The sequence below is a fragment of the Streptomyces sp. NBC_01429 genome, from assembly GCF_036231945.1.
Taxonomy (GTDB): Bacteria; Actinomycetota; Actinomycetes; order Streptomycetales; family Streptomycetaceae; genus Streptomyces.
Window position 1 is genome coordinate 3,657,018 of record NZ_CP109599.1, and the last position, 24,380, is coordinate 3,681,397.

Sequence of the window (24,380 nt, forward strand, 5' to 3'; positions counted from 1 at the left end):
AGATCCCAGGGAGTCAAAGGACCTGAGTCGATGAGACTCAACTAAGGTGCGCCCGTCTCGCAGCCGACGGCTCCCCCGGGGCGCCTGCCGCACGCACACCGCTCCAGCATGCGATCGTTTCCGAGCAAATGCCACAAATCGCTCAGAGAACGGTCAGATGTGACCATGCAGCGACCCGCACCCCGGAAGCCACCGCACCCCAGACGGCCCCCCGACCGGACCGGCCGCCCCCTCACCCGGCTCCCGAACCGCCTCCCGAACCGGCCCCGGGGACGTTCGGGCGTACCGCGACGCGCCTCGGGCCGGATCCTCGCCCGGCCCTTCGGCCGACCCTTCGCCCGAGCCCTCAGCCAAGCCCTCGGACGAGCCCTCACCCGGCCCTTCGCCCGGGTCCTGGCGCGGATCTCCGAGCGGCGCCCCGGCGGGCTTCTCGAACCCAAGCGCCTGCTGGACCTGACCCTCGGCTCGGCCCTGCTCCTGCTGGCCTCGCCCGTCCTCGCCGTCGCCGCGCTCGCCCTGGCGCTCTCCCGCCCGGCCGACGGCGTCCGCGTGCGCGACTACCGCACTGGACTCAACGGACACCCCTTCCTGCTGAGTTCCCTGCGCACCCGGCGACTGCGGCTCGACCTGCTCTCCCGGCTGCCGCATGTCGTACGCGGCGACCTGTCACTGGTCGGCCCGGCGCCCCTGAAGTTCGGCGCCCCGGCCGCCGCCGCGCCCTGGCGTCAGCTCGTACGGCCCGGACTGACCGGCCTGGCGCAGGTGCGGCGGGGGTCGGCGCTGCCGTGGGACGAGGCCGCGCTGCTCGACCAGCACTACGTGGAACACCACTGGATCGGTCTCGACCTGGCGATCCTCGCCCGCACCCCCGCCGCCGCGCTGCTCGCCCCGCCCGCGCGCCGGGTCCCCGCACGCCGGATCCCGGTCCGCCGCGTACCCGCCCTCCGGGGCAGGGCCCCCTGGGCGACACAGATCACCGGGCGCCCGGCTACATTGCGACGGAATAAGTGGGTACCCTCAGCACGAGCTGATTAAGTTACCGCTTAGTAAGTACCTCTTAATAGATACCGCTCAGCAAGATCAGGCCGAATTTCGGCCTGAGTGCGGATTTCCCACCCTCGCAGGCCCGAGGAGCCCCCGAAATGCAACTCGCCGCGATCATCGTGTCGCTGGTACTCGCCGTCGTAGGTGTCGCGCTGTTCGCCCGAGCCATCGGGCAGATCTACCGCTTCGTACGGCTCGGCCAGCCCGTCCCCGCCGGGACGCGTACCGACGAACCCGTCCGACGCACCGTGACGGTGGCCAAGGAGTTCCTCGGCCACACCCGGATGAACGCCTGGGGCGTGGTCGGCGTCGCGCACTGGTTCGTCGCGGTCGGGTTCTTCTCGCTCGTCCTGACCCTGGTGAACGCCTTCGGCCAGCTGTTCAAGGCCGACTGGCTGCTCCCGGTGATCGGCGGCTGGGTCCCGTACGAGGTCTTCGTCGAGCTGATCGGCCTGCTGACCACGCTCGGCATCCTGACGCTGATCGTCGTCCGCCAGCTGTCGCTGCCCAGCCGGGCCGGCCGCAAGTCCCGCTTCGCGGGCTCCAACTTCGGCCAGGCGTACTTCGTCGAGGCCGTCATCCTGACCATCGGGATCGCGATCCTCATCCTGCGCGGGCTGGAGGGCGCGCTGCACCACGCGGACTCCTACCAGGCGGCCTACGTCGTCTCGTACCCCCTGGTCGTGGCCTTCAAGGGGCTGAGCCTCGCCACCCTCCAGAACCTGGTCTACCTGGTCGCCATGATCAAGATCGCCACCTCGCTGATCTGGATGATCACCGTGGCGCTCAAGACCGACATGGGCGTGGCCTGGCACCGCTTCCTCGCCTTCCCCAACATCTGGTTCAAGCGCGAGGCGGACGGCGGGACGGCCCTCGGCGCGCTGCCGCCGATGACCAGCGGCGGCCAGGAGATCGACTGGGAGGACCCGGCGGAGGACGCGGTGTTCGGCGTCAGCCAGGTCGAGCAGTTCTCCTGGAAGGGCCTGCTGGACTTCTCCACCTGCACCGAGTGCGGTCGCTGCCAGTCGCAGTGCCCCGCCTGGAACACCGGCAAGCCGCTGTCGCCCAAGCTGCTGATCATGTCCCTGCGCGACCACGCGCACGCCAAGGCGCCCTACCTGCTCGCCGGTGGCGGGAAGAACATGGAGGGCGAGGAGCAGGCGTCGGCCGAGGCGCTGAAGGACGTCCCCGCGGCGGCCCTGGCGGAGGCCGAGCGCCCGCTGATCGGGACGCTGGAGGAGAACGGCGTCATCGATCCGGACGTGCTGTGGTCCTGCACCACCTGCGGCGCGTGCGTGGAGCAGTGCCCGGTCGACATCGAGCACATCGACCACATCGTCGACATGCGCCGCTACCAGGTGATGATCGAGTCCGCGTTCCCGTCCGAGGCGGGCACGATGCTCAAGAACCTGGAGAAGAAGGGCAACCCCTGGGGGCTGGCCAAGAAGCAGCGCGTCGAGTGGACCAAGGAGGTCGACTTCGAGGTCCCGGTCGTCGGCAAGGACATCGAGGACCTGACCGAGGTCGACTACCTGTACTGGGTCGGCTGCGCGGGCGCCCTGGAGGACCGGGCGAAGAAGACCACGAAGGCGTTCGCCGAGCTGCTGCACATCGCGGGCGTGAAGTTCGCGATCATGGGCGGCGACGAGAAGTGCACGGGTGACTCGGCCCGGCGCCTCGGCAACGAGCCGCTGTTCCAGCAGCTCGGCCAGGAGAACGTCGCGATGCTGAACATGGCGTACGGCGAGTCCCTCGACGAGGAGGGCAACGCGGACGCCTCGACGAAGAAGCCGAAGGGCTCGAAGAAGATCGTCGCGACCTGCCCGCACTGCTTCAACACGATCGCGAACGAGTACCCGCAGCTCGGCGGCGAGTACGAGGTCATCCACCACACGCAGCTGCTCCAGCACCTGGTGGACGAGGGCAAGCTCGTCCCCGTCACCCCGGTCGAGGGCCTGATCACGTACCACGACCCGTGCTACCTGGGCCGGCACAACAAGGTCTACACACCGCCGCGCGAGATCATCGCGAAGGTTCCGGGGCTGCGGAACGAGGAGATGCACCGTCACAAGGAGCGCGGCTTCTGCTGTGGCGCGGGCGGGGCGCGGATGTGGATGGAGGAGCGGATCGGCAAGCGCGTCAACAACGAGCGCGTGGACGAGGCGCTTTCGCTGAATCCGGACATCGTGTCGACGGCGTGCCCGTTCTGCCTGGTGATGCTCACGGACTCCGTCAACGGGAAGAAGGGCGACGGGCAGGCGAAGGAGTCGCTCCAGGTGGTGGACGTGGCGCAGCTGCTGCTGGATTCGGTGCGCACGCCGGCGCGGAGCGAGCCGGAGCAGGAGCCCGAGCCGGCGAAGTAGGCGGGCAAAGCGGCGGGAAGTTCTTTCGCGGGAGCGGTCGGATCCGGACGGACGGATCCGACCGCTTCTGTGTGGGGGCCCGCTGGTGCACGATGTGGCCACGGGGACCAGGAGTACGGATGGGGTGGGGGTGAGTCGTGCGTACCGGGATCGGATGCGCGGACGGAGCCGGGTTCGCGGACGGAGTCGAAGTCGCGGACGAAGGACGGGGACGAGGGCGAGGGGGACGACGAGGCGTGCCGATTCGCGCCCGCGCCTGTGCCCGTTCCCGCCCCCGCCCCCGCGTCCGCGCCCTCGCTCTCGCTCTCGGCCTGTGTACGGCGCTGCTGCTGACGGGCTGTACGGCGGCGGGCTCCGACTCGTCGGGCGAGGCCGCGAGCCGGCGCTCCCTCCAGGCGAAGAACGGCGATACGGGCCCGGCGCGCCGCCCCGTGCCGCGCGGCAGGGGCAGCGGCCTCCCGGACGACTTCAACGGCGACGGCTACCGCGACCTCGTGCTGAACGACCTGGTCAAGGCGGAGGGCGATACGTTCGGCGACGACGCGGGCATCGGCATCGTGTACGGCTCGGCGGCCGGCCGCCGCCTCGATCCGGCCGTACGGCATCTGCTCACGCCGCGCGCGCGGGCCGCCAAGGTCGGCGGGGTGCTCCCGGCGGGGTTCGACGCGGAGGCGGCCTGCGATCTGGACGGGGACGGGTACGGCGATCTGATCATCGCCACGGACCCGCCGTACAACGGCATCGGCATGCCGCCCGTACCGCTCCAGATCCTCTTCGGCGGCCCCGACGGGCTGAGCGGGCGCGCGGTCGTCCTCAAGATCCCCGCGAAGGCGCGGGCGGGCAACGAGTGGCCCGACCACCCCGTCTGCGGCGACTTCGACGGCGACGGCGCGACGGACCTGGCGGTGACCGCGAGCGCCGGCCAGGTCAGCTATCTGCGCGGCCCCTTCAGCCGTACCGGCGCGCCGCGCTCCGCCTCCGTACCGCTCCCGGGCGGTGGCGCCGCCCTGGCGGCGCCCGAGCCGAAGGCGGACGCGAACGGCGACGGCTACGACGACCTCGTCCTCACCCGCCGCGCCCACGCGCCCGGCACGGCGGGTACGGGCACGCTGCTGCTGGGCGGCCCGCGGGGCCCGGGGGCGGCGGGGGGCGCGTACCGCTTCAAGACCGTCACGCCGCCCCCGCCGCCGAAGCTGCCGCCGGGGGCGGGCCGTACCGCGACCGAGGTGCTCCGGACGGCCGACTTCGACGGGGACGGGCGCCCGGACCTGGTGACGCGCACGCACAGGGGGGAGAAGGCGGACCTGATCGCGCTGTACGGGTCGGGGAAGGCCGCGAAGCAGGATTCCGGCGGGGGCGTGGGCGAAGGCGGGGGCGGCGGCGTGGCGGCCCGCCCGGTGATCACTTTCAGTACGTCGATCTTCCTGGGGTAATCCCCCCTGGGTTCCTCCGGTATTCCCCTAGGGGATGTCACAGCTCAGCAGCAATGGCCCGCCCGTTCCCCCGCGCAGCCACCGAGTCCCTCCGGAGCGGGTACGTTCGATCGCGTGGCTGGATTCAGGATCGGACGCGGCCGGGACAACCGCACCCCGCAACAACAACCGCAACGGCAACAGCAGCAGCGGCAACAACCGCAGCAGCAACAGCCGTACGGACGGCAGGCGCCGCCCCCGAACTACGGAGGCGGCCAGCAGGCCGCGCCTCCGTACGGGCAGCAGCAGGGGCAGCAGCACTGGCCTCCAGCGGGTGGCGGACACGGCGAACCGGAGTACTTCGGCGGCGACACGTACGGCCAGCGGCAGCAACCGCAGCAGCAACAGCCGGGCGGATACGGCGGGCAGCGCGGGCCTGGCGGCGCGGGTGGTCCGAACGGCCCCGGCGGTCCGGGCGGATACGGCGGTCAGGGCGGGCCGGGTGGATACGGCGGTCAGGCCGGGCGCGGCGCTCCGCAGGGCGACCCGTACGCCAACAGCCCGGGCCACACCCAGGCGTTCAGCATCAACGAGGACCCGTACGGCGACGGCACGGCCTACCAGGCGGGCGCCGGCGCCGGGCCCGCCGCGCCGATGGGCCCCTCGGGTCCCCGGCTGCACTGGAAGGAACTGCTGAGCGGGCTCGTGATGCGCCCGGCGACGACGTTCTACCAGATGCGGGACTACCCGGTCTGGGGTCCGGCCCTGGTCGTGACGTTCATCTACGGTCTGCTGGCCCTCTTCGGGCTCGACACGGCCCGCGAAGAAGTGATCAACGCCAAGCTCTCCACGGCCGTCCCGTACGTCCTGACGACGGCGGTCGCCCTCGTCATCGGCAGCCTGATGCTCGGCGCGGTGACCCACACCCTCGCCCGCCAGCTGGGCGGCAACGGTGCCTGGCAGCCGACGGTCGGCCTCTCCATGCTGATCATGTCGATCACGGACGCGCCGCGTCTGCTCTTCGCCCTCTTCCTGGGCGGCGACAACTCGCTCGTGCAGACGCTGGGCTGGATCACCTGGGTCGGCGCGGGCGCGCTCTTCACGGTGATGGTGAGCAAGTCGCACGACCTGCCGTGGCCGAAGGCGCTGGGCGCGTCGGCGATTCAGCTGATCGCGCTGCTGTCGCTGCTGAAGCTGGGCACGATCTGAGAGACGCGGGACGCGGGAGGCCCCCGTGGCGCAGTCCCTACGAGGACTGCGCCACGGGGGCCTCTCCGTTGAGGCGTCGGGCGCGGGCGTCAGGCGTCGGGCGTCAGGCGTCAGGCGTCAGGCGTCGAGAACCTGACCGCGGCGCCGGACCACGGGCGGCTCCACGCTCCAGGGGAAGTTGATCCAGTCGTCGGTGCGCTTCCAGACGTACTCGCACTTCACGAGGGACTGCGCCTTCTCGTAGATGACGGCGCTGCGGACCTCGGCGACGTGGTCGACACAGAAGTCGTGCACGAGCTTGAGCGTCTTGCCGGTGTCGGCGACGTCGTCCGCGATCAGGACCTTCTTGTTGGAGAAGTCGATGGCGTTGGGAACGGGCGCGAGCATGACGGGCATGGCCAGCGTCGTGCCCACCCCGGTGTAGAACTCGACGTTCACGAGGTGGATGTTCTTGCAGTCCAGCGCGTAGGCGAGCCCGCCGGCCACGAAGACGCCCCCGCGCGCGATGCTCAGCACGACGTCGGGCTCGTAACCGTCGTCGGCGACTATCTGCGCGAGTTCCCGGACGGCACGCCCGAACTTCTCGTACGTGAGGTTCTCTCGGGTCTCGGTCATGGCTGCGTCACACCTGCGTCCGGTGGAAATTGAGATAGGAACGGGACGCCGTCGGCCCCCGCTGCCCCTGATAGCGCGAACCGTACCGCTCGGATCCGTAAGGGAACTCGGCCGCCGAACTGAGCTGGAACAGACACAGCTGCCCGATCTTCATCCCCGGCCAGAGCTTTATGGGCAGCGTCGCCATGTTCGACAGTTCGAGCGTGACGTGCCCGGAGAACCCGGGGTCGATGAACCCGGCGGTCGAATGCGTCACCAGCCCGAGCCGGCCGAGGCTGGACTTCCCCTCCAGGCGGGAGGCGATGTTGTCGGGGAGCGAGATGACCTCGTACGTCGAGGCGAGCACGAACTCACCGGGATGCAGAATGAACGGGTCGTCGCCCTCCGGCTCGACCGTGCGCGTCAGATCGGCCTGTTCGACGGCGGGGTCGATATGCGGATAGCGGTGGTTCTCGAACACCCGGAAGTACCGGTCGAGCCGCACGTCGATACTGGAGGGCTGCACCATCGATTCGTCGTACGGATCGAGGCGTACGCGTCCGGATTCCAGCTCGGCCCGGATGTCCTTGTCTGAGAGAAGCACGCCCCGAGGATACGCAGAGCGCGCGAGCCCACCCCAATCGGGCAGCCCCGCGCGCCCACGCGGACGTTTCCGATCAGCCCGACTCAGCCCCGGCCACAACCGCCGAGCCGGCCGTCCCGCCTGCCCCCGCCTCGTGCTCCGCAGGCTTCACGATCACGGCATGCCGCAATCGCGCACAACGCGGACACCGGATGAGCCGCCCGGGCCCGATCCGAGCCGCGTCGAGCTGCTGCATAGGAAACGTGGCGGTGCTGAACACATGCCCTTCGGCACAGCGGACGACGGTGCGCTCCATCAAGTCCATCAGGTCCTTTCCCCAACAAACGCGGACAAAGGCCACACTAGGGGATGCCCCACCCTCACCACTCACCGGCACTCCGCACGGCGACCCTACGCCCCCAACTCCGGCCCCCCACGGCCCACATCCCCCGCGATCCCCCCACCCCGCAAACCAAACAGACCCCGCGACACAAATCGCCCGGGGCCCGCCATGAGGTAGAGTGTCCGACGACGCGGAGCCAACGACTGGCTCGGCGGCGCGGGTGTAGTTTAATGGTAGAACATGAGCTTCCCAAGCTCAGAGCGCGAGTTCGATTCTCGTCACCCGCTCTTTCACGAACCCCCAGGTCATCAACCTGGGGGTTCGTCGTTGTCTAGACCTCTCACGCCCTGCCGTGCCCTCCACGTGCCCTATCTCCCGGAAATACCCAGCCCGGAGCGCACGCGGCGCACCACCCTGCACCACCTCGGGCGGCACCCGGGTCCGACGGCGGGACGCATGGTCCGTGATCCGGGCCACTTGCCCGCCTCCCGGCCCGCTCATTGCTGCGGGAAAGGCCAAGGCTCTCCCCATTGGGCAGAGGGACGTCGCTGGTATTAGGAAACGCCCCACAGGCAGCGGGACCAGTGGCTAGCGTTTGACCACATGACTGGTGCCGCACCCGCAGGGGTGGAGCTTCAGACGTGCCTGAATCGTCTGGAGTTGCGTTTCGATTCCGCCGCATCTCTTGTCGCATCGGACGCCCACGACGATCCCGCGACACTGGAATGGGGCTGCCGTGCCGTTCTGCCTCTGTGGGAGCCGGACGACGAGGAGGCCCGGGCAGACAACGCCCGCCTTCTCGGCCAGGGCATGTCGCTGGCCCAGGCGTTTCAGGGCCAGCGACAGGAGTTGACGATCCTCTCCATGTCCGGGCTCACGCTGGACCTGTGGCGCATCGGCCACATCTACGCGTCGCTGGACTCGCGCGACGCCGACTACGAGCACTTCGCCCCCCTCTTCGACAAGTCCGGCGATCTCGGCCTTCATGGCGACCTGGAGGACTGCCTGGTTAACGGCACCCACGTCGTCATCATCGATCGGGCACGGATCGCGCCGGCCTGGCGTGGCCTGGGCGGCGTCGGCCGGCTGTTGATCGGACGCATGCTCCGCTGGGTGACCAGCCAGGCGGCGCTCGTAGCGACGCATCCGTATCCGATCGACATCCCTGTCGACGAACGGGACGACAGGACACGGGAGGCGCGGGAGAAGGCGGTAATCCAACGCACCTGGCAGTCCTTGGGGTTCGAGCCCTTTCGCGAGGACCTGTGGGTTATACAGCCGCATTTGAGCGCCCACGACGATGCCATCGAGCGCTTGGAGACGGCCTTCGGCCGGTACCTCTGAGCTCTCACCCACCCGGCCGGCAAACGAGAGGACCACCGGTACCGCGATGCGCAAGTTCACCAACCATAAGGCGCAGCACACGCTCGGCATCCTGCGCGCTTTCCACCTGGAGACCTTGAAATTCTCCGCAATGCATCCTGACGCGACGCTGGCTGACTTCGAGCACCACTTGCGTCTGCAGGTCGACGTCTTGGAGGCGGAACTTGAGACGGATGAGAAGGCCGCCCAGGTCGCCGTCGTCACCAAACCGCTGTCTGGCCCCCTCGCCGATTCCGAGCGCCAGCAAGCGTTCCGTCAGCTTCAAGACTCGGAGCTGCCTGCAACAGGGCCCGAGAGGGAAGCCTGGCGGAAGCAGCGCATGGCCGTGCTCGACGAGATCAAGGCGCAGGGGGTGAAGGAGGCCCTTGGCTGGGAGTGCCGCCACTGCGGTGCCCCGGTTGGAGTCGCTTGCCGTACGGGCGGCGGCAGGCCCAAGAAGCAGCCTCATTTCCTCCGGGCCACCGACGCCGAAGCGCCTTACAACCACGCGTACGGTCTGCGCTAGCCTCGCCGTTTCAGTTGGGGCTGCTGAGCTGCTGAGCGAGGTTGTTTGAGCCCGTGTCGGCCGGTGGGCATGGTGAGGGCCCGATGCGGGGTCGGGTTCTCCAAGGTCCTTTGAGTCGCGGGTGGGCGGGGACGGCGAGTCAGCTGGCGGGGCGGGGTAGTGCGGCCAGTCGGTGGAATGCGGCCGCGAGTTCATGTCGCCAGGGCCAGGTTGCCGATATCCGTAGGCGGAGGCGGCGGCCGCCCCGGGTGATCCGGGCGGCGACGTGCAGGATCCGGTAGCGGAGTTTCTTGGGTTCGGCAGTCGCGAGTTCGCCGTCCAGCAGGAGGACGCGGGTCCAGGCGCCGCGAGGCTGAGTTCGAGCCAGGCGGCGTTGACGCCGAAGCGGCGGGAGGGGAAGCGGCCGAAACCGGTGGTCTTGCCGCACCGGATGTGATCCTCGACGGTGGCGTGTCCTCGGTGACGGACCTCCAGGAACTGGGCCGAGCCGGAGGCGAATGGGGTATCGGTGAGGAAGACCTGATGCCGCATGCCCTCGTCCTGGTCGAAGAGTGAGAGCTGGGCTCCGGGGTGGGGGCGTTCGCGGCGGACGATGATGCGGGTGCCGGCCGGATAACCGTTCAGGTCGGTCATGCCGGTCAGTTCGGCGACCTCGGCGGACTCGCGGAGGGTGCCGTCCTGGTTCAGAGCGGGGTGCCAGACATGGTCGGGCAGGGATCGGATCGCGCGGCGGACCGGCTCGGCAACGGCGTATCCGACCGAGAAGAAGGTGCGGATTCCGCGTGTTCGCAGGTTGCGAACGTGAGTGAGGAAGGACTTTGCGGATCCGGCGCTGTCGGTGCGGACGAGGATGTCGGTGCCGTGCCGGTGGGCGTCGGGGATCTGTGCGAGAGCGTCGTTCAGGACCGCGATGTGGTCTGCGGCGGTGTTGGCTCCGGCGTTCCCGGGCCGAAGGCGCCCGGACATCGCCTCGCCGGTGTTGGCCAGGAAACACAGCAGAGGGTGGAACCCGAAGCCGCCTTTGTAGGTGGGTGCGGCCTGGTCCTTGTCCGAGTGGCAGGTGATCAGCGTGGCGTCGATGTCCAGGACCAGGCCGGGCAGTTCCCGTCCGCCGGCTGTCGCCGCCGGTATGCCGCCGCGGGTCTCGGATGTTTGCAGCCAGGCCACTTCCCGGGCCTGGGCGCGTGCCGAGCGCAGGCGGTCCAGTACGTGTTCGTCGACGGCGGCCAGCAGCCGCCAGGCAGTCGGTGTCGAGGCGACCGGGCCGAACACCTCGCCCTGGTCGCGCAGCACGGCCAGATCCGTGATGGTCTGACCGCCGTCAGCCACTGTCACGGCGAGGTCGGTGGCGATCCGGCCCGGGTCATGACCGGTGCCTCGTGGCCGGAGCGGTCTCAGCGCGGTGGAGTACGCGCTGGTCAGTCCGGTGACATCGGCGAGATCAGCCAGCAACCGTGCCCCGGCATGCCCGACCATCCCGGCGCCGTCCGCCGAGACATGAAGCCTGGGACGAGAACCGATACCCTGCACGCAGAAAGTGCCTTCCACCTGGACCGACAGAACCCCTCGACAAGGTTCATCGTCCCAGCGCAGAAGGCACTTTCGCGTTACCGCCCATGATTCGGACGGACCCCAAGTGAAAACCCGAGGCTAGATCCGCACCAGAAGGCCCCCGATCAGCCTTCTTGCGTGCGGACCGCACGAGGTCGTCCAGACCGCTGGCCACTTCCTGCTGTCGCTCAAGGTCCGAGTGCTGGTAGATCAGGGCGGCCTTCTCCGACGACTGGCCGGCGCGGACCATCGTGTCCTTGAGAGTGGCCCCGGACCGGGTGGCCAGGGTGTGACCGGTGTGACGAAGATCGTAGGAGCGGAAGCCGTCCGGCATCTCGACGAGCACGCGAGCCCTGCGCCTTTGGGCCTAACCACCTGCAGAAACGACCGCACCTGGGCTGCCTCGAACTCAGGCAATCGACCACTGCTCCGCTATTCAGATCGGCACGACAACTGACAGTTAATTGAATTTACATTCGATCAAAGGTCACGCATTCCATGATCCGTTACGAGGGATGCTCGCCACCACCTAACGCAAGATCTGCACTATCTCAGTACCCCAACTGACCGAGTTCACTTACCATGTGCCACATGGCATCTGACACCTCGTTCCCGTACACGCCGACCCCCGGGAAGCTGGAGGAGTTCCTCAAGAAGCTTCAAAGCGTGGGTGTGCCGCCGAAGATCGACCAGAAGTACCTTGGTGCAGTGGGGTTTACATCGTCAAGCAGTCGCCCCTTCATCCCGGTCATGAAAAAAGCGCAGCTAATCGATCCATCCGGAAAGCCGACCGATTTTTACACCAGAGGTCTCCGAGGCGGAGAGGCAGGTCGCACCTTGGTTGCGACTGGCATTCGGGCTGGATATGAGAATCTATTCCAGGTCTACAGCGACGCACCAGATCGACCTGAAAGCGATCTGGCAGTCTTTTTCAAGAGCCACTCGGACTTGGATGACAAGAAGGTTAGCCTCGCGGTCAAGACCTTCAAAGCTGTATGCAAATTCGGCGACTTCAACTCAGCAACTGGCAGCGTAGGCAGTGTTGACCAGGGCAGCGAAGGGGAATCCAACGACCAGACAAGTCAGATCAAGAGCGGCCATTCGCGCCAGCATGGCAGCAACGGGGCCAGCTCCGTGGTCATCAACGTGAATATCGCGCTCTCCGTTGATGCGACCAGTGACGCTGCAGTATACGATGCTTTTTTCGCTGCAATGGGGAAGCACCTTAAGGGTCTGGTAGATGGCGACGCCTAGGACTCTGCGAGAAGTCGCCGACTGGGCGGCCAACACGCAAGGAGACCTCCGCAGGATCCTCGCCAAAAGCGAGACCTCGACGCATCGCGTGATGACCGTGACCGAGTCGTACGACAAGTTGGCGAAGCTCAACATCAAGCAAGACAGATTGTTCCGTGAATCACTCCAATGTGCCGAGCACGGGCTATACCGATCCGCGCACGTCACATCGTTCGCCGCACTCATGGACTTTATCCATGAGTGGATAGCCAACGAACCGACGCGCCTTTCGGTAATCCAGTCGAGCTATCCAGTTTGGAATATTAAGCAAGCTGCGGACTTTCGCGAGCAAAAAGATCACACACTCTTCGAAGTCATGAAGAAACAGTCCTTCATCACCAACGGAGCGATGAAGGCGCTACAAGGGCTGCTCGCCAAAAGGAACGAGTGTGCGCATCCTGAAGATTATGAGCCGGGCATCAACGATACCCTCGGGTACCTCGATGAGATCATGAAACGAATTGGGGTACTCCAGAAGATGTAGATGCGATTAGTGCCAGCACACTGCAGGTGTCCTCAGCGCCCGGCTAAGCTCCACGTCGACTCAGACCTGGCTCCCAAACTGCTTCGATCTGCAGCGCAACTACCGGTACGTTCGGAGATTCGTGCTGCAGTAACCGAAGAGCGTGAACAGCACAGGCGCGGAGTTTACTGTCGGCCATCTCCATGGCAACACGAAACGGTAGCGTGGCCGCCACGCTGCCGCAGAGAACTGCCAAGTTCCAGGGGCCGTGCAGCCGCTTCCTATCCCCGTCTCTCCGCTCTCCGGCCCATCAAATCTCCACGTGCCCTATCCATGCCCCTTTAGGCTGGACAACAGCGGTCAAGTGCGGTGCCCATGGACCGGGCCAGTATCACCCGCCCGGGACGGACAAGCAGCTCAGTGGCCCGATGTTTGTCCACGTACCTGCGATTCCCAAGCTCAGAGCGCGAGTTCGATTCTCGTCACCCGCTCCATGAAAAGCCCCAGGCCAGCGGCCGGGGGCTTTCTTGTTGTCTAGACCGGTCTAAGGCATCACCCACCACCTGCGCACCACCTTGACCCTCTTTCGGCCGCTCAGAGACCTTTACAAGCCGCCGAGGGAAGCACTCGGCCGTACCCAGGAGCTCAGCCACTGTCCGGGATGGACAGATGCCTCTCACGCACGTCGCTCTCCTCGCTGTGCCGCGCCGCGCCGCGCCGGAACCTGACAGTCGGACAGTCGGGACGCCTCTGGTGTGGCCCCGCGTCCGGGTCTCGGTGTCCGGGAGGTACCAACCACTGCCGTCCTTGGTGACCTGTCCGTCAGCAGCGCGAGGCAGCTGACGACACTGAGACAGGCCCGGATATGTTCACTCGGCTACCCATCGGACCTCATCCGTCCAGGGCAAGAGAAACGATTCTGGCCGCGGGGAAGGACTAGACCGTGCGGTGGGGTGGCACGGTCCGGTCATGAAGATGATCGAGATGCTGACCGCAGTTGTCGCGAGCGCCTGCGTCGCAGCAGCCCCTGTGGGCGAGGCGTCTGCGGCGCCGCACTGGAACAAGAGCGTGAAGTGTGAGGAGACCGACCCCGAGGGACGGGTGATCCCTACGCGTTACGGCAACGCCGATCTCGGCTGGAGCCACTTCTCCGGCAAGCACAACATCAAGAAGTGCCGGGTGGTCGACGCGGCCCTGGCCGGGAGGGTCGACAAGAAGAACGGAGGCAGACTCGAGTACTACGGGGTCGCCCGCAACCAGACCAAGCTGGTCAAGATCGTGGTCATCGTGCAGTACGCCCGCCGTACGGCCGATGGTGAGTACGACTCGGGCAGGGGCAAGAAGATCGGTGTCATCACGGCCTACTGCAAGGGCATGAACAGGTGCCCGGACTGGATCAACGAGTGAACGACCCCGGCGGGGAAACGGTCGAGCAGCAGGCGTACATCACGCGCTTCCTCCTCGACTACACAGCGGTGCCCCTTGCCGGGGGGACCTTCCTGCGCGGTGTGCTGCCGGCGCGGGATGTGGTCCGGGTCGTGACCGGAGCCGCCAACACGGTGGCGCCACACGAACTGGTTTCCTATGAAGTCCCGTTGTCGGACGAGGACGATGAGCCGGTGACCGCCCACCAGGTGCTTGGCTGGACACGCACGCTCACATCCGGCCCCCTCCCCCACACGGACGCGACCGTGATGGGCATGCCCCTGGTCCCGGTGGACACCACCGTCCTCGAACCCGCCGACTCAACCAGTACGGATCAAGCGCTGCGCGTACTGCGCACGCTGGCCTGGCCGTTCGTCGAGACCCCGCCCAGCCCAGCACTCTGCGGGTTCCTCATCACCGGACAGGACAGCATGCGTCTCTACCTCGCAGTCGAGAAAGCCGACGGCCTGATCGCGGCCGACGTACAGCTCACCGGCGCGTTGACCGCCCTGCTGGCCGCCCTGCCCTCACTCATCGGCGAAGAGGAACGCTGGGCGACAGACACATCCGACCCCCACTGTGTCCACGTAGTCGACTTGACCACGTGGTAGCGACTGGCCACACCGCACCAGGGCGCCCAGAGAGCCGGCATGCCGCGTCTGCAGCCAGCCCATCAGAGCAACCGCATTGGACGTGCGCGAAGCAGCCGTTGTCGCCGGGCTCATCCTTGCCGAGCACCACGCGCTCGCCGGACACCACGATCACCTCGCCGTGCACGCGCGCGCCATCCTGGACACCAGCGGCGACGACCCCAACCGGCGTGTTGCCCGGAGGGCGCTCGAAGCGTGGGGCCACGACGCCCCCGACTCCGAGCCTTTGCTGGAGGAGTCCTGGGCCTGGGGGCCACACAGTGATGGCCGCAGCTATCTCGAACCGCCCTTCTGACCGATACGCGCATGGTCGGCGGGCTCGTACTCCCAGTGCCGGAAACCACACCCTTCGGTCGCGAAACCTTGACCGGAAGGATCGGTGCCGCAAACCCAAGCCCCGTCGCGCATACTCCAGTATGCTTGGCGTATGTCCTCAACGACTCGCATCACCGTCACGCTCCCCAGCGACCAGGTGGCGGAGCTCCGCAAGCTCACGGACAACGTCTCCGGCTATGTAGCGGAAGCCGTAGCCCGCCAGATCCGGCACCAACTCCTGGGCGACGACCTTCGTCGGCATGAAGAAGAGCACGGACGCTTCACCGACGAGGAACTCGCCGAGGCCCACGCGAAGATCTTCGGTTCCGCCGGCTCTTCCAAGGGCGCGGACGCCGCGTGAGCGAGCGCATCGAAACCGTCGTCCTGGACTCGGAAGGGCTCTCCGCCTGGATCGCGCAGGACCGCAAGCTCCTCGCGATGCTGCAGGTCTTCCACGACATGGGAACCGACCTCGTGATCGGGGCCAACACCATCGTGGAAGCCACCCACTCCCGCACCAGCATGCCTCGCCTGAACTGGGCCCTCTCCCGCATCAAGGTGGAGCCCGTCACCGAGCAGGCGGCGAAAGCGGCGGCTGAGCTCCTCAAAGGCGCCGGGCTGCACGGGCACAAGTACGCCCTTGACGCCACGGTCGCCGAGGTCGCGCTCCGCCAGCCGAGACCCGTCGCCCTGCTGACGTCCGACAGCGATGACATGGCCAAGCTCTGCGGCAACGAAGTCCGCATCATTCCCCTCTGACCAGCCCGCCCGCCCGGAGCACGCGTCGCACTGCCAGCTCTCGTGCCCCATCCGTGCCCAGCAGAGCGGACAACAGCGGTCAGATACGGCTCCCAGAGACCGGGAGCCATCCACCTGCCCAATCCGAAATCGCAGGTCAGAGCCTCTCAAACAGCGTAAGAACCGTTGATTCCCAAGCTCAGAGCGCGAGTTCGATTCTCGTCACCCGCTCCACACAAAAGTCCCAGGTCAGCGACCTGGGGCTTCGTTGTTGTCTGGACCGGATCAGGCATCGCATGCCCACTCTGTGCCTGACACTCGGTCAATGGAGCCGTGCACGGAACGCCCCTCCGTAAAGCTCGTCGAGACCAAGGAGCAGCACGCCGTCCTCACCCTGTGCTCCGCGTGACATCTCACGTCGCAACGAGTCACTGAAGCCGGCTGCGCTGAAGCAGGCCAGCTGACATCGGCTGGTGTCCATGCCTCGTGCGGTGAGTACTTCCCGTGCCCGAGCCAGCCGCTCCAGGTGGCTCAGCCCCATGACGGTGCCCCATTTCGCCTCTCCGAGCAGGTGGACCGCCTGCTTGCTGCCCCCGGACCCGGGTTCCACCACGGCTACGTCGATCTGCGTCTGCCGCCGCGCCACGGGGTCCGTCACCACGCCACCGCCCACCTCTCCCAGGGAGGAGCGGAGCAGGGCCCGGCCCGGCCCGAGGATGTACTCACGGCACACCGTCTCGAAGTGCGGTCCGGCCACCTGCGCCGCGAAGCGTTCCGCAGACTGCGCCCACACCTCTCGCGCCTGTCCGCTTTCCAGCCGTGCCCAAGCGGGCCGCATGACCGCCTCGTAGAAATTGATCAGCGGCTCGGTGATTCTGTATTGGGACTTCCCGGCCCGAAAGACGTCCGCTTCCCGCACCAGGAGGTGACTGTCCTCCAGGACGTGAAGGGGGTGAGAGATGTCCACCGACTTACGGCCGATGTACCCCGCGATCCCTCCCCGGGTGGAATTCCCCTGGGCCACCGCGGCAAGGACCGAGTGGTACAAGGCCGTGTCCCGGATGTCCGCTTCCTCGGCAAGCAGGTACCGGGCTTCCCGGAAGAGGGGACTGAAGGGCGAGAGGACCGTACGGCAGATCCAGTCGTCGAACTCCTCCAGCCCGGTGGGGACGTCGTCCGCAAGGAACTGCCGACGGTACGCAGGTGTGCCTCCGACCACGGCATGGAGACGGGCAGCGAGCGCGGAGTCGTCAGCGACCCCCCAGAATTCAGCCGCCGCCCGGTACCCGAAGGGCCTTACGACAAGCTCCAGTTGAGCCCGCCCCCGCAAGGGCGCAGTACTCGCCAACAGTCCGCCCATGACGGACATCGCCGACCCGCACAGGAGAAGCCGCATCCGGCTCTGCTCAACCTGGAACCGGTCGACCTCCCGCTGGATTATCGACGGCAGCTCCGGAGCGGTCTTCGCCAAGTACGGAAATTCATCAATGACCACAAGTAGTGGCGCCTGAGAACTTCGCGGCGAGGCCAGCCCGAACAGGTAGGAGATCGCGTCGTCCCAGGTGGCAAAGGAGAAGGGAACCGGCGACCCCACATGATCGGCAAGAGCCGCAGCGAACTGACGCAGGGATTCCGTCTCCGTCGCCGCCGTTGCTCCAAAATAGAAGCCCCCCTGCTGCTCGACCAGAGCGCGCAGCAAGTAGGTCTTGCCCATCCGCCGCCTGCCGCTGACGATCCCGAGCATGGCGTGTGGCAGCGGCCGGCTCACAAAGGCGGCGAGAGCGTCCCACTCGACGCTCCGGTCGAAGACATGGGTCGGCTTGTTCGGGCGCGTGGGACTGGACACGAAGGCGCTCCTTAGGAATTAACTCCTATGTACTGTACTCCTAAGTTTTGTCTTCTCGCACGGAGAGGTACATGCACACCGCCAGGCCCAGAGTCCCGACCCCGACGAAGGCCCCACCCCCGGCCGCCAGTGAATCCGCCGCCCCCACCTTCAGCTCCCGGAAGACCGCGAACGCGACGACGGCACCGAGGGCGGCACACAGGCCGACTAACGCAAGCCAATGACGCCTCATGCCCGAACTCTCACCACTCATGGAAGTATCTCTCCCTCAAAGTCGACCCGGCAGGAGGGGGAAGCGGTGCGCCCGTCGGCGCACCGCCCGCCCCGGGCACACCCGCCCGCTCGCCACGCATCACTCAGTCCAGCGCGGCAACCGGTCGACCACCGCACCATGAGCCTAGAAGCTCCGTCTAACACTCTCAAGTATTTAGGGTGACCTCTCGCTGGTAATCTCGCCGCAACAGGTCGGCCCCCAGGGGAAGCGGCCATGGGCCGACTGAATGGGAAGCTGACAGTGATCTCCAGCGAGCTCCTCTGCCGAGACCTGCGAGGGCTGATGGTGGGCCTGAGGAGTGATCTGCGGGAACGCGCGCAGGAGAGCGCCGCCGCCGCTGTCCTTGAGAGCGACTACGCACATGCCAGGGAAGAACGGACGACGTCTGCGACCTGGGGCTCATGGAGGGACGAGCAGATCGGCCGAGCAGCTGCCTCCTGGCTCCTGGCCCTGACGATGACCAGGTTCTGCGAGGACAACGGAATGCTCGACGCTTCCGGTCTTCTGGCCGTTGAGGAACCGCAGGACGGTTCGCCCCTCTCGGATGAACGTTCCCGGGAGGCTGTGTTCGACGTGCTCGCCCGGGTTCGCTCTCTGCCCGTCATGGGGCAGGTGCTCAGCCCACACAGCAACCCCATGTGGAAGATCACGCCCAGCGGTCAGGTTCTTCGAACGCTCCGGACGTTCTGGCTCCGCAGGTCCCCTGAAGGCTCCCTTGAGCACGACTTCACGGATGCGGCGCGCGACACACGATTCCTGCGGGACCTTTACTACGCCCTCGACGAGCAGGCGACGAAGTCGTACGGACTGGTCGCGACGCCAGACTTCGTGGCCGACATGATCCTTGATCTCACAGTCGAACCGGCGGTCGCGGAGTCCGGTCTGCCAGGGTTCCGGGCCGTCGACCCCGCCTGCGGATCAGGCACCTTCCTGCTGGGCCTCTTCAGCCGTCTCTTCCGACTGTGGACCGACGCCGAGCCCGGCATGAGCCCCTGGCAGCGGGCTGCCCGAGCACTACGGTCCGTCCACGGCGTGGACATCAACCCGTGTGCGGTGAGCATCGCGCGCTTCCGCCTGCTGGTAGCGGCCATGAACGCCACCGGTGAACGACGCCTGAGCGCGGTCCCCGACGTACCCGTGGTCGTTGCGGTGGGGGACTCCCTGCTCCGTGGTCGGGGGGCTCCGCATGCGGGGGAACTCGCAGTGGAGGAACCCTCCGCGATGCCCCCGAGGAGGGAGTTCTCCGACTACTCGCGCCGGCACGACCTGCTCGGCCGCGCTTCCTATCACGCTGTGGTGTCGAATCCCTCGTACCTCACGGTCAAGGACAAGTCGCTCTCCACTGTGTACCACGATGCCTACGTGAGTTGCAGAGGCAAGTACGCGCTCACCGCGCCCTTCATCGAGCGGGCGTTCGGACTCGCGGCGGAAGGCAGGAACAGCGGGTACGTGGGTCTGCTGACGGCCAACTCCTTCATGAAAAGAGAGTTCGGCCGCCCCCTCATCGAGCAGGTGCTGTCGAGAGTCGAAGTCTCCCGGATCATCGACACCTCTGGCGCCTATATCCCCGGGCACGGCACACCGACCGTCGTGCTCACCGGGCGCAATCACGAACCGGACCCGCAGCAGCCTGTGTACTTGGTGGTCGGCAAGGAGGGAGAGCCCGCGGTTCCGACGGCGGCGCGCGACGGCCTCGTATGGCAATCTCTGCGCGCCATGTCAGACAGGTCCGTTGCCGCCGAAGATCGCTGGGCCCAGTCCTTCTTCCAGCAGCGAAGCGAGCTGACCCGTTTTCCCTGGAGCCTGACAGACCCGACCAGTGTAGATTTGCTACGTCGAATGGAGCAGGGGGAACGGCTCGGTGAACGCGTTGCCCGGATCGGCTATCAAGCCGCTACGGGCTCCGATGACATTTTCTGCGCTCCGCGCCAGTCGTTCCAACGATCCCGGGCCGAGCAGGGAGCCTGTGTGCAGGTCCTGACCGGGTCCGGCATTCGCGACTGGTCCGTACGCAGCGAATACGCGGCGTTCTTCCCCCGCGCGTGGGATGAGAACTCCGACCGGCCCAAGGCCGTTGATCTGTCGCATTTCCCCGGTCATCACCGACGTTTGCGACCCTATTGGTCGGTGCTGGTCGAGCGCCCCGGCATCAAGGACTCCACCGCGCCCTGGTACGACTGGCACCAGGTCGCCTCGAACCGAAACGTACATTCTTGGTCGATCGCCTTCCCCTGGGTAGCGACCCACCCTCATTTCAGTCTGCTCAGAGAGCCTCTGGTCCCGCTGAACTCGGCGCCCGTACTGAAGCTTTCGCCCGTAGCTTCGGAAGTCGACCACCTCCGATTGCTCAGTGTGCTCAACAGCTCGGCCGCTTGCTTTTGGCTCAAGCAAATGAGCCAAAGCAAGGGAGAGTCGAGAATCGGCCAGCTCCGGGGCGGCGAGGCGTGGGAAAAGATCTTTGAGTTCACCTCGACGCGTCTGCATGACCTGCCTCTGCCCGCTCACCTCCCCCTCGAACGGGCCGCGTCCCTCGACGCGATGGCGACCAGCCTCACAGAGCTGTCATCATCGATCGCCGATACGCGCATACCCCTCGACCAAGAATTCCTCGACTCCGCCGAATGCCGCTGGGCCTCGACCCGTTCTCGGATGGTGGCCGTACAGGAGGAGCTCGACTGGCAGGTGTACAAGGCGTACAGATTGCTCCCCGATGACTGCGAATTGGTCTCTCCGCTGGACGGACCACCGCCGCTCATGGTGGGCGAGCGAGCGTTCGAGATCGTTCTGGCCCGTAAGGCCCAGGAGGGCCTGGTGTCCACGACGTGGTTCGACCGTCACGGAGCGATTCCTATCACCGAAGTCCCCCAGCATTGGCCGACCGCGTATCGGGACCTCGTACAAGCCCGCATCGAAGCCATCGAACAGCACGCTTCCCTGCGGCTGTTGGAACAACCGGAGCACAAACGCCGTTGGTGGACTCCCGGTTGGCACCAACTCCTCCAAGCCGGACTGCGGAGCCGGATGCTCGATCGTTGCGAGGAGTCAGACCTATGGTTCGAGACGAAGGACGGAGTGCGCCACCCAGTCGCCCGCACCGTGGATCAGTTGGCCAAGTTGCTAGCAGACGATACGGAGTTCGTCAGGCTCGCAGCACGTTTCTCACCCGGCACGCGGGTTTTGGACGTACTGCAGGGCCTGCTCAGTGACACACACGTGCCTGCGGCACCTCCCCTGCGGTACAAGGAGTCCGGCCTGGTGAAGCGGAGCGGCTGGGAAGCTGCGTGGGAGCGCCAATGGGCGTCGGAACAGGGACAAGACGGGACAGCCGACCGGCAGGAACAGATCGACGACACCCTCGTCGTACCGCCTCGCTACACGTCTGCGGACTTCGTCAAACCCTCCTACTGGCAACAACGCGGCAAGTACGACGTACCCAATGAACGTTTCATGTCCTACCTACCGACCTCCTCCTCTCTGTCCTCGACCACAGTCCTGGGGTGGGCGGGATGGGACGCCCATGAAACCGCCCGAGTGCTGCTCGATCTGGTCGAATCCGGCGCACATGCCGATGCCGGTGGATTCGAAGTGTTTCCGCTTCTCGCAGCTCTGCAAGATGTCTTGCGCCGAGTACAGCGGACCGAACCAGACCTCGGCCCCACCGAGCCATCGGGCTCCTCCCAGGAGTACGAAGAAGCCTTCCGTCGACACGTGGTACGCCTCGGAACCTCGCAAGCAGAGATCACCGGCTGGAGGCCCCCCGCCCCAAGAAGGGGACGACCGCGAAGAGAATCGTGACGACGAGGCCACGTTTCGGGCATACGGGGTGCCCCTATCTGTTTTGCCAACCTTGGTGGGGGTGGTTCGTGAGGGTTGATCCTGGTTTTCGGGAACGTCCCGCGAAGCGGGATGTTCCCGGCGGGTCGGGTGGCTGATGGGCAGGCCTGAGGTGCCCCGAAGCCCGGCGGCAACACCCCCAGGTCATCCACTTCGACAGGGGGCACACAGCCATACCGGACCCGGGGGCCAGGTGCCCCATTCCGGGGCCACAGAAAAGGTATCGGGGCAGTCGGCAGCTCGCCCTGCGTCGGCCTGGCTGTCGGTGAACGCGCCGTCGTGGAGGACGACATCGCTTCACCGGCTGCGTCTACGGCGAGGAACGGTCAGCCCGACCACGACGCCCCGTTTCACCGCACGGAGCCCGCAGGATCGCACCAGAAGCACACGCCAGCACCCGCATACTCCAGTATGCTTGCCGCATGTCCTCAACGACTCGTATCACCGTCACGCTCCCCAGCGACCAAGTGGCGGAGCTTCGCAAGCTCACGGACAACGTCTCCGGCTATGTGGCGGAGGCCGTAGCCCGCCAGATCCGGCACCAGCTTCTGGGCGAGGACCTCCGCCGACATGAGGAAGAGCACGGACCCTTCAGCGACGAGGAGCTCGCCGAGGCCCGCGCGAAGATCTTCGGCTCCGCCGGCACCTCCAAGGGCGCGGACGCCGCGTGAGCGAGCGCGTCGAAACCGTCGTCCTGGACTCCGGGGGGGGGGGCTCTCCGCCTGGATCGCGCAGGACCGCAAGCTTCTCGCGATGCTTCAGGTCTTCCACGACATGGGAGCCGACCTGGTGATCGGTGCGAACACCATCGTGGAAGTCAGCCACTCCCGTACCAACATGCCTCGCCTGAACTGGGCTCTGTCCCGCGTCAAGGTGGAACCGGTCACCGAACAAGCGGCGAAAGCAGCAGCGGAACTCCTCAAAAGCGCCGGGCTGCACGGACACAAGTACGCCATCGACGCCACGGTCGCCGAAGTCGCCCTGCGCCAGCCGAAACCCGTCGCTCTCCTGACCTCCAACAGCGACGACATGACCAAACTCTGCGGAAACCAGGTCCGCATCATCCCTCTCTGACCCGCCGGCCCACCCCGAGCACACCCCCTGGCAGGGTCCGCCGCACCACTACCCTCGTGTCCCATCCGTGCCCAGCAGAGCGGACAACAGCGGTCAGGTACAGCTTCCAGAGACCATGGCAATCCAAGCTTCCTCACGGGAAAGCGCAGGTCATAGCCCCTCCGGCAGCCCAAAAGCCGTTGATTCCCAAGCTCAGAGCGCGAGTTCGATTCTCGTCACCCGCTCCATACTTAAGCCCCAGGTCAGCGACCTGGGGCTTCCTCATGCTCAGCCATCGTTTCTGTAGCGCCTGTGCACGCCTGATCCTGGCGGCGTGCCGCGCCCTCTTCCGGGATAATCGACGTATGGCATCACAGCCCAGTCTTTCTGATCTCCGCCGTGCCAAGTTCGCCCGGCGAACGCCCGCAGCACTCTCTGAGCTTGTCGGCCCCGAGCACGGCACGGTGCGCCTGCCACTTCACCTGGCGTGGTCGGGGCTGACCACGTTCGACCTCGACCAGCCCCGGCTGCGGATGAGCTATTACCGCATCGTGTTGGCCGAGGGCCAGCACGACGATCTGGTCCGGTTCCTCAATCGCGGCCTCCTCGTCAGTTTGTGGCCCACACTGCGCACATTGATCAGCCGTGATGTCCGTGAAGTCTGGGAACACTCCTTCGACGAGCTGGCTCACAGCGCCCAGGCTGCTGCGTGAACCTCACCGACCTGCACCGCCGCCTACTGGCGGATGTACTCGCCGTGGGCGGCGCTTACCCTCTGGCGCTTACCGGCGGCTACGCGGTACAGGCACACGGGCCTGGTCGACCGGCTCAGCCAGGACCTCGACGTCGCGGCCGAGAACCCACAACACATGGAGGACATCGCCACTGCCGTGCGCACCGGCCTGGAGCAGCGTGGATGGGACGTCCGTGCTCTGGAGACAGACCCCTTGTCCGCGCGTCTGATCGTCACAGATCCCACCAGCCGTGAGGAGTGCGAGGTAGACATCCTCAAGGAAGCGCTCTGGAAGCCGCCCGTGCACACCGAGCACGGCTTGGTGCTGTCTCTGGAGGATGTCGTCGGAACCAAGGTCCGCGCGCTGGCGGACCGCGGACTCGCCCGGGACCTGATCGACGTACAAGCCGCCGCGAACCGCTGGAGCCACGTCGAACTCGAAGAGCTCGGCCGACGCCATGCCCGCGATTCCTTCGATCTCAGCGAGCTTCAGACACGGCTGGGCGGAGCCGACTGGATCGACGACACGGAGTTCGCCGCCTACGGAATCGACGAGCAAACGATCACCGGGCTGCGCCGGTGGGCGCAGACATGGGCGGACGACATCGGGGAACGACTTCAGGAGCTTGCGGCGCCGCACGACGACTGAATGGTTGATTGCCTCACGATGCCGACCGCTCGACAGGAACGCGAAGCGCGGCAGGCCGTCGGCCCTCGGCTGCCGTGCCCCATCCGTGCCCTTCGGAGCGGACAACAGCGGTCATGCACG

The 24,380-nt window shown here is 66.6% G+C and carries 20 protein-coding genes, 1 tRNA gene and 4 pseudogenes; 19 read left to right on the forward strand and 6 right to left on the reverse strand.

Annotation, left to right across the window (positions count from 1 at the left end):
• The first annotated feature begins 165 nt into the window (after positions 1-165).
• From OG627_RS15765 to OG627_RS15780, 4 genes are all read left to right on the forward strand, one after another.
• The gene (locus tag OG627_RS15765) at positions 166-1,035 is read left to right on the forward strand and encodes a sugar transferase (RefSeq protein WP_329065546.1); all 870 of its coding nucleotides are present in this window, start codon (positions 166-168) and stop codon (positions 1,033-1,035) included.
• A 107-nt stretch (positions 1,036-1,142) separates the two neighbouring features.
• Positions 1,143-3,407: a (Fe-S)-binding protein gene (locus OG627_RS15770; RefSeq protein ID WP_329065548.1), complete on the forward strand. Its 2,265-nt coding sequence runs from the start codon at positions 1,143-1,145 to the stop codon at positions 3,405-3,407.
• Between the two features lie 242 nt (positions 3,408-3,649).
• Entirely contained in the window at positions 3,650-4,840 is a 1,191-nt protein-coding gene (locus tag OG627_RS15775; protein ID WP_443073628.1) for an FG-GAP repeat domain-containing protein, read from the forward strand.
• A gap of 114 nt (positions 4,841-4,954) precedes the next feature.
• Positions 4,955-6,028: a Yip1 family protein gene (locus OG627_RS15780; protein WP_329065551.1), complete on the forward strand. Its 1,074-nt coding sequence runs from the start codon at positions 4,955-4,957 to the stop codon at positions 6,026-6,028.
• A 117-nt stretch (positions 6,029-6,145) separates the two neighbouring features.
• Here the strand turns inward: OG627_RS15780 and OG627_RS15785 are convergent, their stop codons facing one another.
• From OG627_RS15785 to OG627_RS15795, 3 genes are all read right to left on the reverse strand, one after another.
• Positions 6,146-6,643, reverse strand: coding sequence for a phosphoribosyltransferase (locus tag OG627_RS15785; protein WP_329065553.1), 498 nt, complete (start codon positions 6,641-6,643; stop codon positions 6,146-6,148).
• 7 nt (positions 6,644-6,650) lie between these two features.
• On the reverse strand, positions 6,651-7,226 hold the full coding sequence (gene dcd / locus OG627_RS15790; protein WP_329065555.1) for a dCTP deaminase: 576 nt from the start codon (positions 7,224-7,226) through the stop codon (positions 6,651-6,653).
• A 73-nt stretch (positions 7,227-7,299) separates the two neighbouring features.
• Positions 7,300-7,530: a hypothetical protein gene (locus OG627_RS15795; RefSeq protein WP_329065557.1), complete on the reverse strand. Its 231-nt coding sequence runs from the start codon at positions 7,528-7,530 to the stop codon at positions 7,300-7,302.
• Between the two features lie 234 nt (positions 7,531-7,764).
• Here OG627_RS15795 and OG627_RS15800 point away from each other — a divergent pair.
• The 3 genes from OG627_RS15800 (at position 7,765) to OG627_RS35500 (ending at position 9,436) form a co-directional block, all read left to right on the forward strand.
• A tRNA-Gly gene (locus OG627_RS15800) sits at positions 7,765-7,835 on the forward strand.
• A gap of 316 nt (positions 7,836-8,151) precedes the next feature.
• The gene (locus tag OG627_RS15805) at positions 8,152-8,892 is read left to right on the forward strand and encodes a hypothetical protein (RefSeq protein WP_329065559.1); all 741 of its coding nucleotides are present in this window, start codon (positions 8,152-8,154) and stop codon (positions 8,890-8,892) included.
• 358 nt (positions 8,893-9,250) lie between these two features.
• A complete protein-coding gene (locus tag OG627_RS35500; RefSeq protein ID WP_443073629.1) occupies positions 9,251-9,436 on the forward strand; it encodes a zinc finger domain-containing protein in 186 nt (61 codons plus the stop codon).
• A gap of 139 nt (positions 9,437-9,575) precedes the next feature.
• On the opposite strand, the pseudogene OG627_RS15815 reads toward OG627_RS35500, so the two are convergent.
• Positions 9,576-10,966 (reverse strand): annotated as a pseudogene (locus tag OG627_RS15815) (IS1380 family transposase).
• Between the two features lie 46 nt (positions 10,967-11,012).
• Positions 11,013-11,345, reverse strand: a pseudogene (locus OG627_RS15820) (hypothetical protein); the annotation flags it as partial.
• A gap of 233 nt (positions 11,346-11,578) precedes the next feature.
• Between OG627_RS15820 and OG627_RS15825 the strand changes: the two are divergent.
• The 7 genes from OG627_RS15825 to OG627_RS15855 all read left to right on the forward strand — a co-directional run bounded on the left by OG627_RS15825 (position 11,579) and on the right by OG627_RS15855 (position 15,892).
• A complete protein-coding gene (locus OG627_RS15825) occupies positions 11,579-12,241 on the forward strand; it encodes a DUF5343 domain-containing protein (protein WP_329065562.1) in 663 nt (220 codons plus the stop codon).
• Positions 12,228-12,764 carry a hypothetical protein gene (locus OG627_RS15830; protein ID WP_329065564.1) on the forward strand — a complete coding sequence of 179 codons (537 nt, stop codon included), beginning with the start codon at positions 12,228-12,230 and terminating at the stop codon, positions 12,762-12,764. Before OG627_RS15825 ends, OG627_RS15830 begins: the two co-directional genes overlap by 14 nt.
• 948 nt (positions 12,765-13,712) lie before the next feature.
• Positions 13,713-14,150 carry a hypothetical protein gene (locus tag OG627_RS15835; RefSeq protein ID WP_329065566.1) on the forward strand — a complete coding sequence of 146 codons (438 nt, stop codon included), beginning with the start codon at positions 13,713-13,715 and terminating at the stop codon, positions 14,148-14,150.
• Positions 14,147-14,779 (forward strand): hypothetical protein, encoded by a 633-nt coding sequence (locus tag OG627_RS15840; protein ID WP_329065568.1) that lies wholly within the window; start codon positions 14,147-14,149, stop codon positions 14,777-14,779. Before OG627_RS15835 ends, OG627_RS15840 begins: the two co-directional genes overlap by 4 nt.
• 82 nt (positions 14,780-14,861) lie before the next feature.
• Positions 14,862-15,113 (forward strand): hypothetical protein, encoded by a 252-nt coding sequence (locus OG627_RS15845; RefSeq protein ID WP_329065570.1) that lies wholly within the window; start codon positions 14,862-14,864, stop codon positions 15,111-15,113.
• Positions 15,114-15,245: 132 nt separating this feature from the next.
• Entirely contained in the window at positions 15,246-15,494 is a 249-nt protein-coding gene (locus OG627_RS15850; RefSeq protein ID WP_329065572.1) for a type II toxin-antitoxin system CcdA family antitoxin, read from the forward strand.
• Positions 15,491-15,892, forward strand: a complete 402-nt coding sequence (locus OG627_RS15855; protein ID WP_329065574.1) for a DNA-binding protein — start codon at positions 15,491-15,493, stop codon at positions 15,890-15,892. Before OG627_RS15850 ends, OG627_RS15855 begins: the two co-directional genes overlap by 4 nt.
• A gap of 301 nt (positions 15,893-16,193) precedes the next feature.
• Here OG627_RS15855 and OG627_RS15860 read toward each other — a convergent pair whose 3' ends face one another.
• Entirely contained in the window at positions 16,194-17,717 is a 1,524-nt protein-coding gene (locus tag OG627_RS15860) for an AAA family ATPase (protein WP_329065576.1), read from the reverse strand.
• 487 nt (positions 17,718-18,204) lie between these two features.
• On the opposite strand from OG627_RS15860, the gene pglX reads away from it, so the two are divergent.
• The 5 genes and pseudogenes from pglX to OG627_RS15885 all read left to right on the forward strand — a co-directional run bounded on the left by pglX (position 18,205) and on the right by OG627_RS15885 (position 24,260).
• Positions 18,205-21,786 carry a BREX-2 system adenine-specific DNA-methyltransferase PglX gene (gene pglX, locus OG627_RS15865; protein WP_329065578.1) on the forward strand — a complete coding sequence of 1,194 codons (3,582 nt, stop codon included), beginning with the start codon at positions 18,205-18,207 and terminating at the stop codon, positions 21,784-21,786.
• Positions 21,787-22,247: 461 nt separating this feature from the next.
• A complete protein-coding gene (locus tag OG627_RS15870; RefSeq protein WP_319679026.1) occupies positions 22,248-22,496 on the forward strand; it encodes a type II toxin-antitoxin system CcdA family antitoxin in 249 nt (82 codons plus the stop codon).
• Positions 22,493-22,899, forward strand: a pseudogene (locus OG627_RS15875) (DNA-binding protein). The gene OG627_RS15870 and the pseudogene OG627_RS15875 overlap by 4 nt, the downstream one beginning before the upstream one ends.
• Positions 22,900-23,243: 344 nt before the next feature.
• The gene (locus tag OG627_RS15880; RefSeq protein WP_329065583.1) at positions 23,244-23,591 is read left to right on the forward strand and encodes a transcriptional regulator; all 348 of its coding nucleotides are present in this window, start codon (positions 23,244-23,246) and stop codon (positions 23,589-23,591) included.
• Positions 23,588-24,260: pseudogene (locus OG627_RS15885) on the forward strand (nucleotidyl transferase AbiEii/AbiGii toxin family protein). Before OG627_RS15880 ends, OG627_RS15885 begins: the two are co-directional and overlap by 4 nt.
• Positions 24,261-24,380: the final 120 nt, after the last annotated feature.

Coding starts and splice junctions, on each gene's coding strand:
- OG627_RS15765 (WP_329065546.1), top strand. CDS start 166: ATGCAGCGACCCGCACCCCGGAAGCCACCGCACCCCAGACGGCCCCCC.
- OG627_RS15770 (WP_329065548.1), top strand. CDS start 1,143: ATGCAACTCGCCGCGATCATCGTGTCGCTGGTACTCGCCGTCGTAGGT.
- OG627_RS15785 (WP_329065553.1), bottom strand. CDS start 6,643: ATGACCGAGACCCGAGAGAACCTCACGTACGAGAAGTTCGGGCGTGCC.
- OG627_RS15795 (WP_329065557.1), bottom strand. CDS start 7,530: ATGGACTTGATGGAGCGCACCGTCGTCCGCTGTGCCGAAGGGCATGTG.
- OG627_RS15805 (WP_329065559.1), top strand. CDS start 8,152: ATGACTGGTGCCGCACCCGCAGGGGTGGAGCTTCAGACGTGCCTGAAT.
- OG627_RS35500 (WP_443073629.1), top strand. CDS start 9,251: ATGGCCGTGCTCGACGAGATCAAGGCGCAGGGGGTGAAGGAGGCCCTT.
- OG627_RS15825 (WP_329065562.1), top strand. CDS start 11,579: ATGGCATCTGACACCTCGTTCCCGTACACGCCGACCCCCGGGAAGCTG.
- OG627_RS15830 (WP_329065564.1), top strand. CDS start 12,228: ATGGCGACGCCTAGGACTCTGCGAGAAGTCGCCGACTGGGCGGCCAAC.
- OG627_RS15835 (WP_329065566.1), top strand. CDS start 13,713: ATGAAGATGATCGAGATGCTGACCGCAGTTGTCGCGAGCGCCTGCGTC.
- OG627_RS15850 (WP_329065572.1), top strand. CDS start 15,246: ATGTCCTCAACGACTCGCATCACCGTCACGCTCCCCAGCGACCAGGTG.
- pglX (WP_329065578.1), top strand. CDS start 18,205: ATGGGCCGACTGAATGGGAAGCTGACAGTGATCTCCAGCGAGCTCCTC.
- OG627_RS15870 (WP_319679026.1), top strand. CDS start 22,248: ATGTCCTCAACGACTCGTATCACCGTCACGCTCCCCAGCGACCAAGTG.
- OG627_RS15880 (WP_329065583.1), top strand. CDS start 23,244: ATGGCATCACAGCCCAGTCTTTCTGATCTCCGCCGTGCCAAGTTCGCC.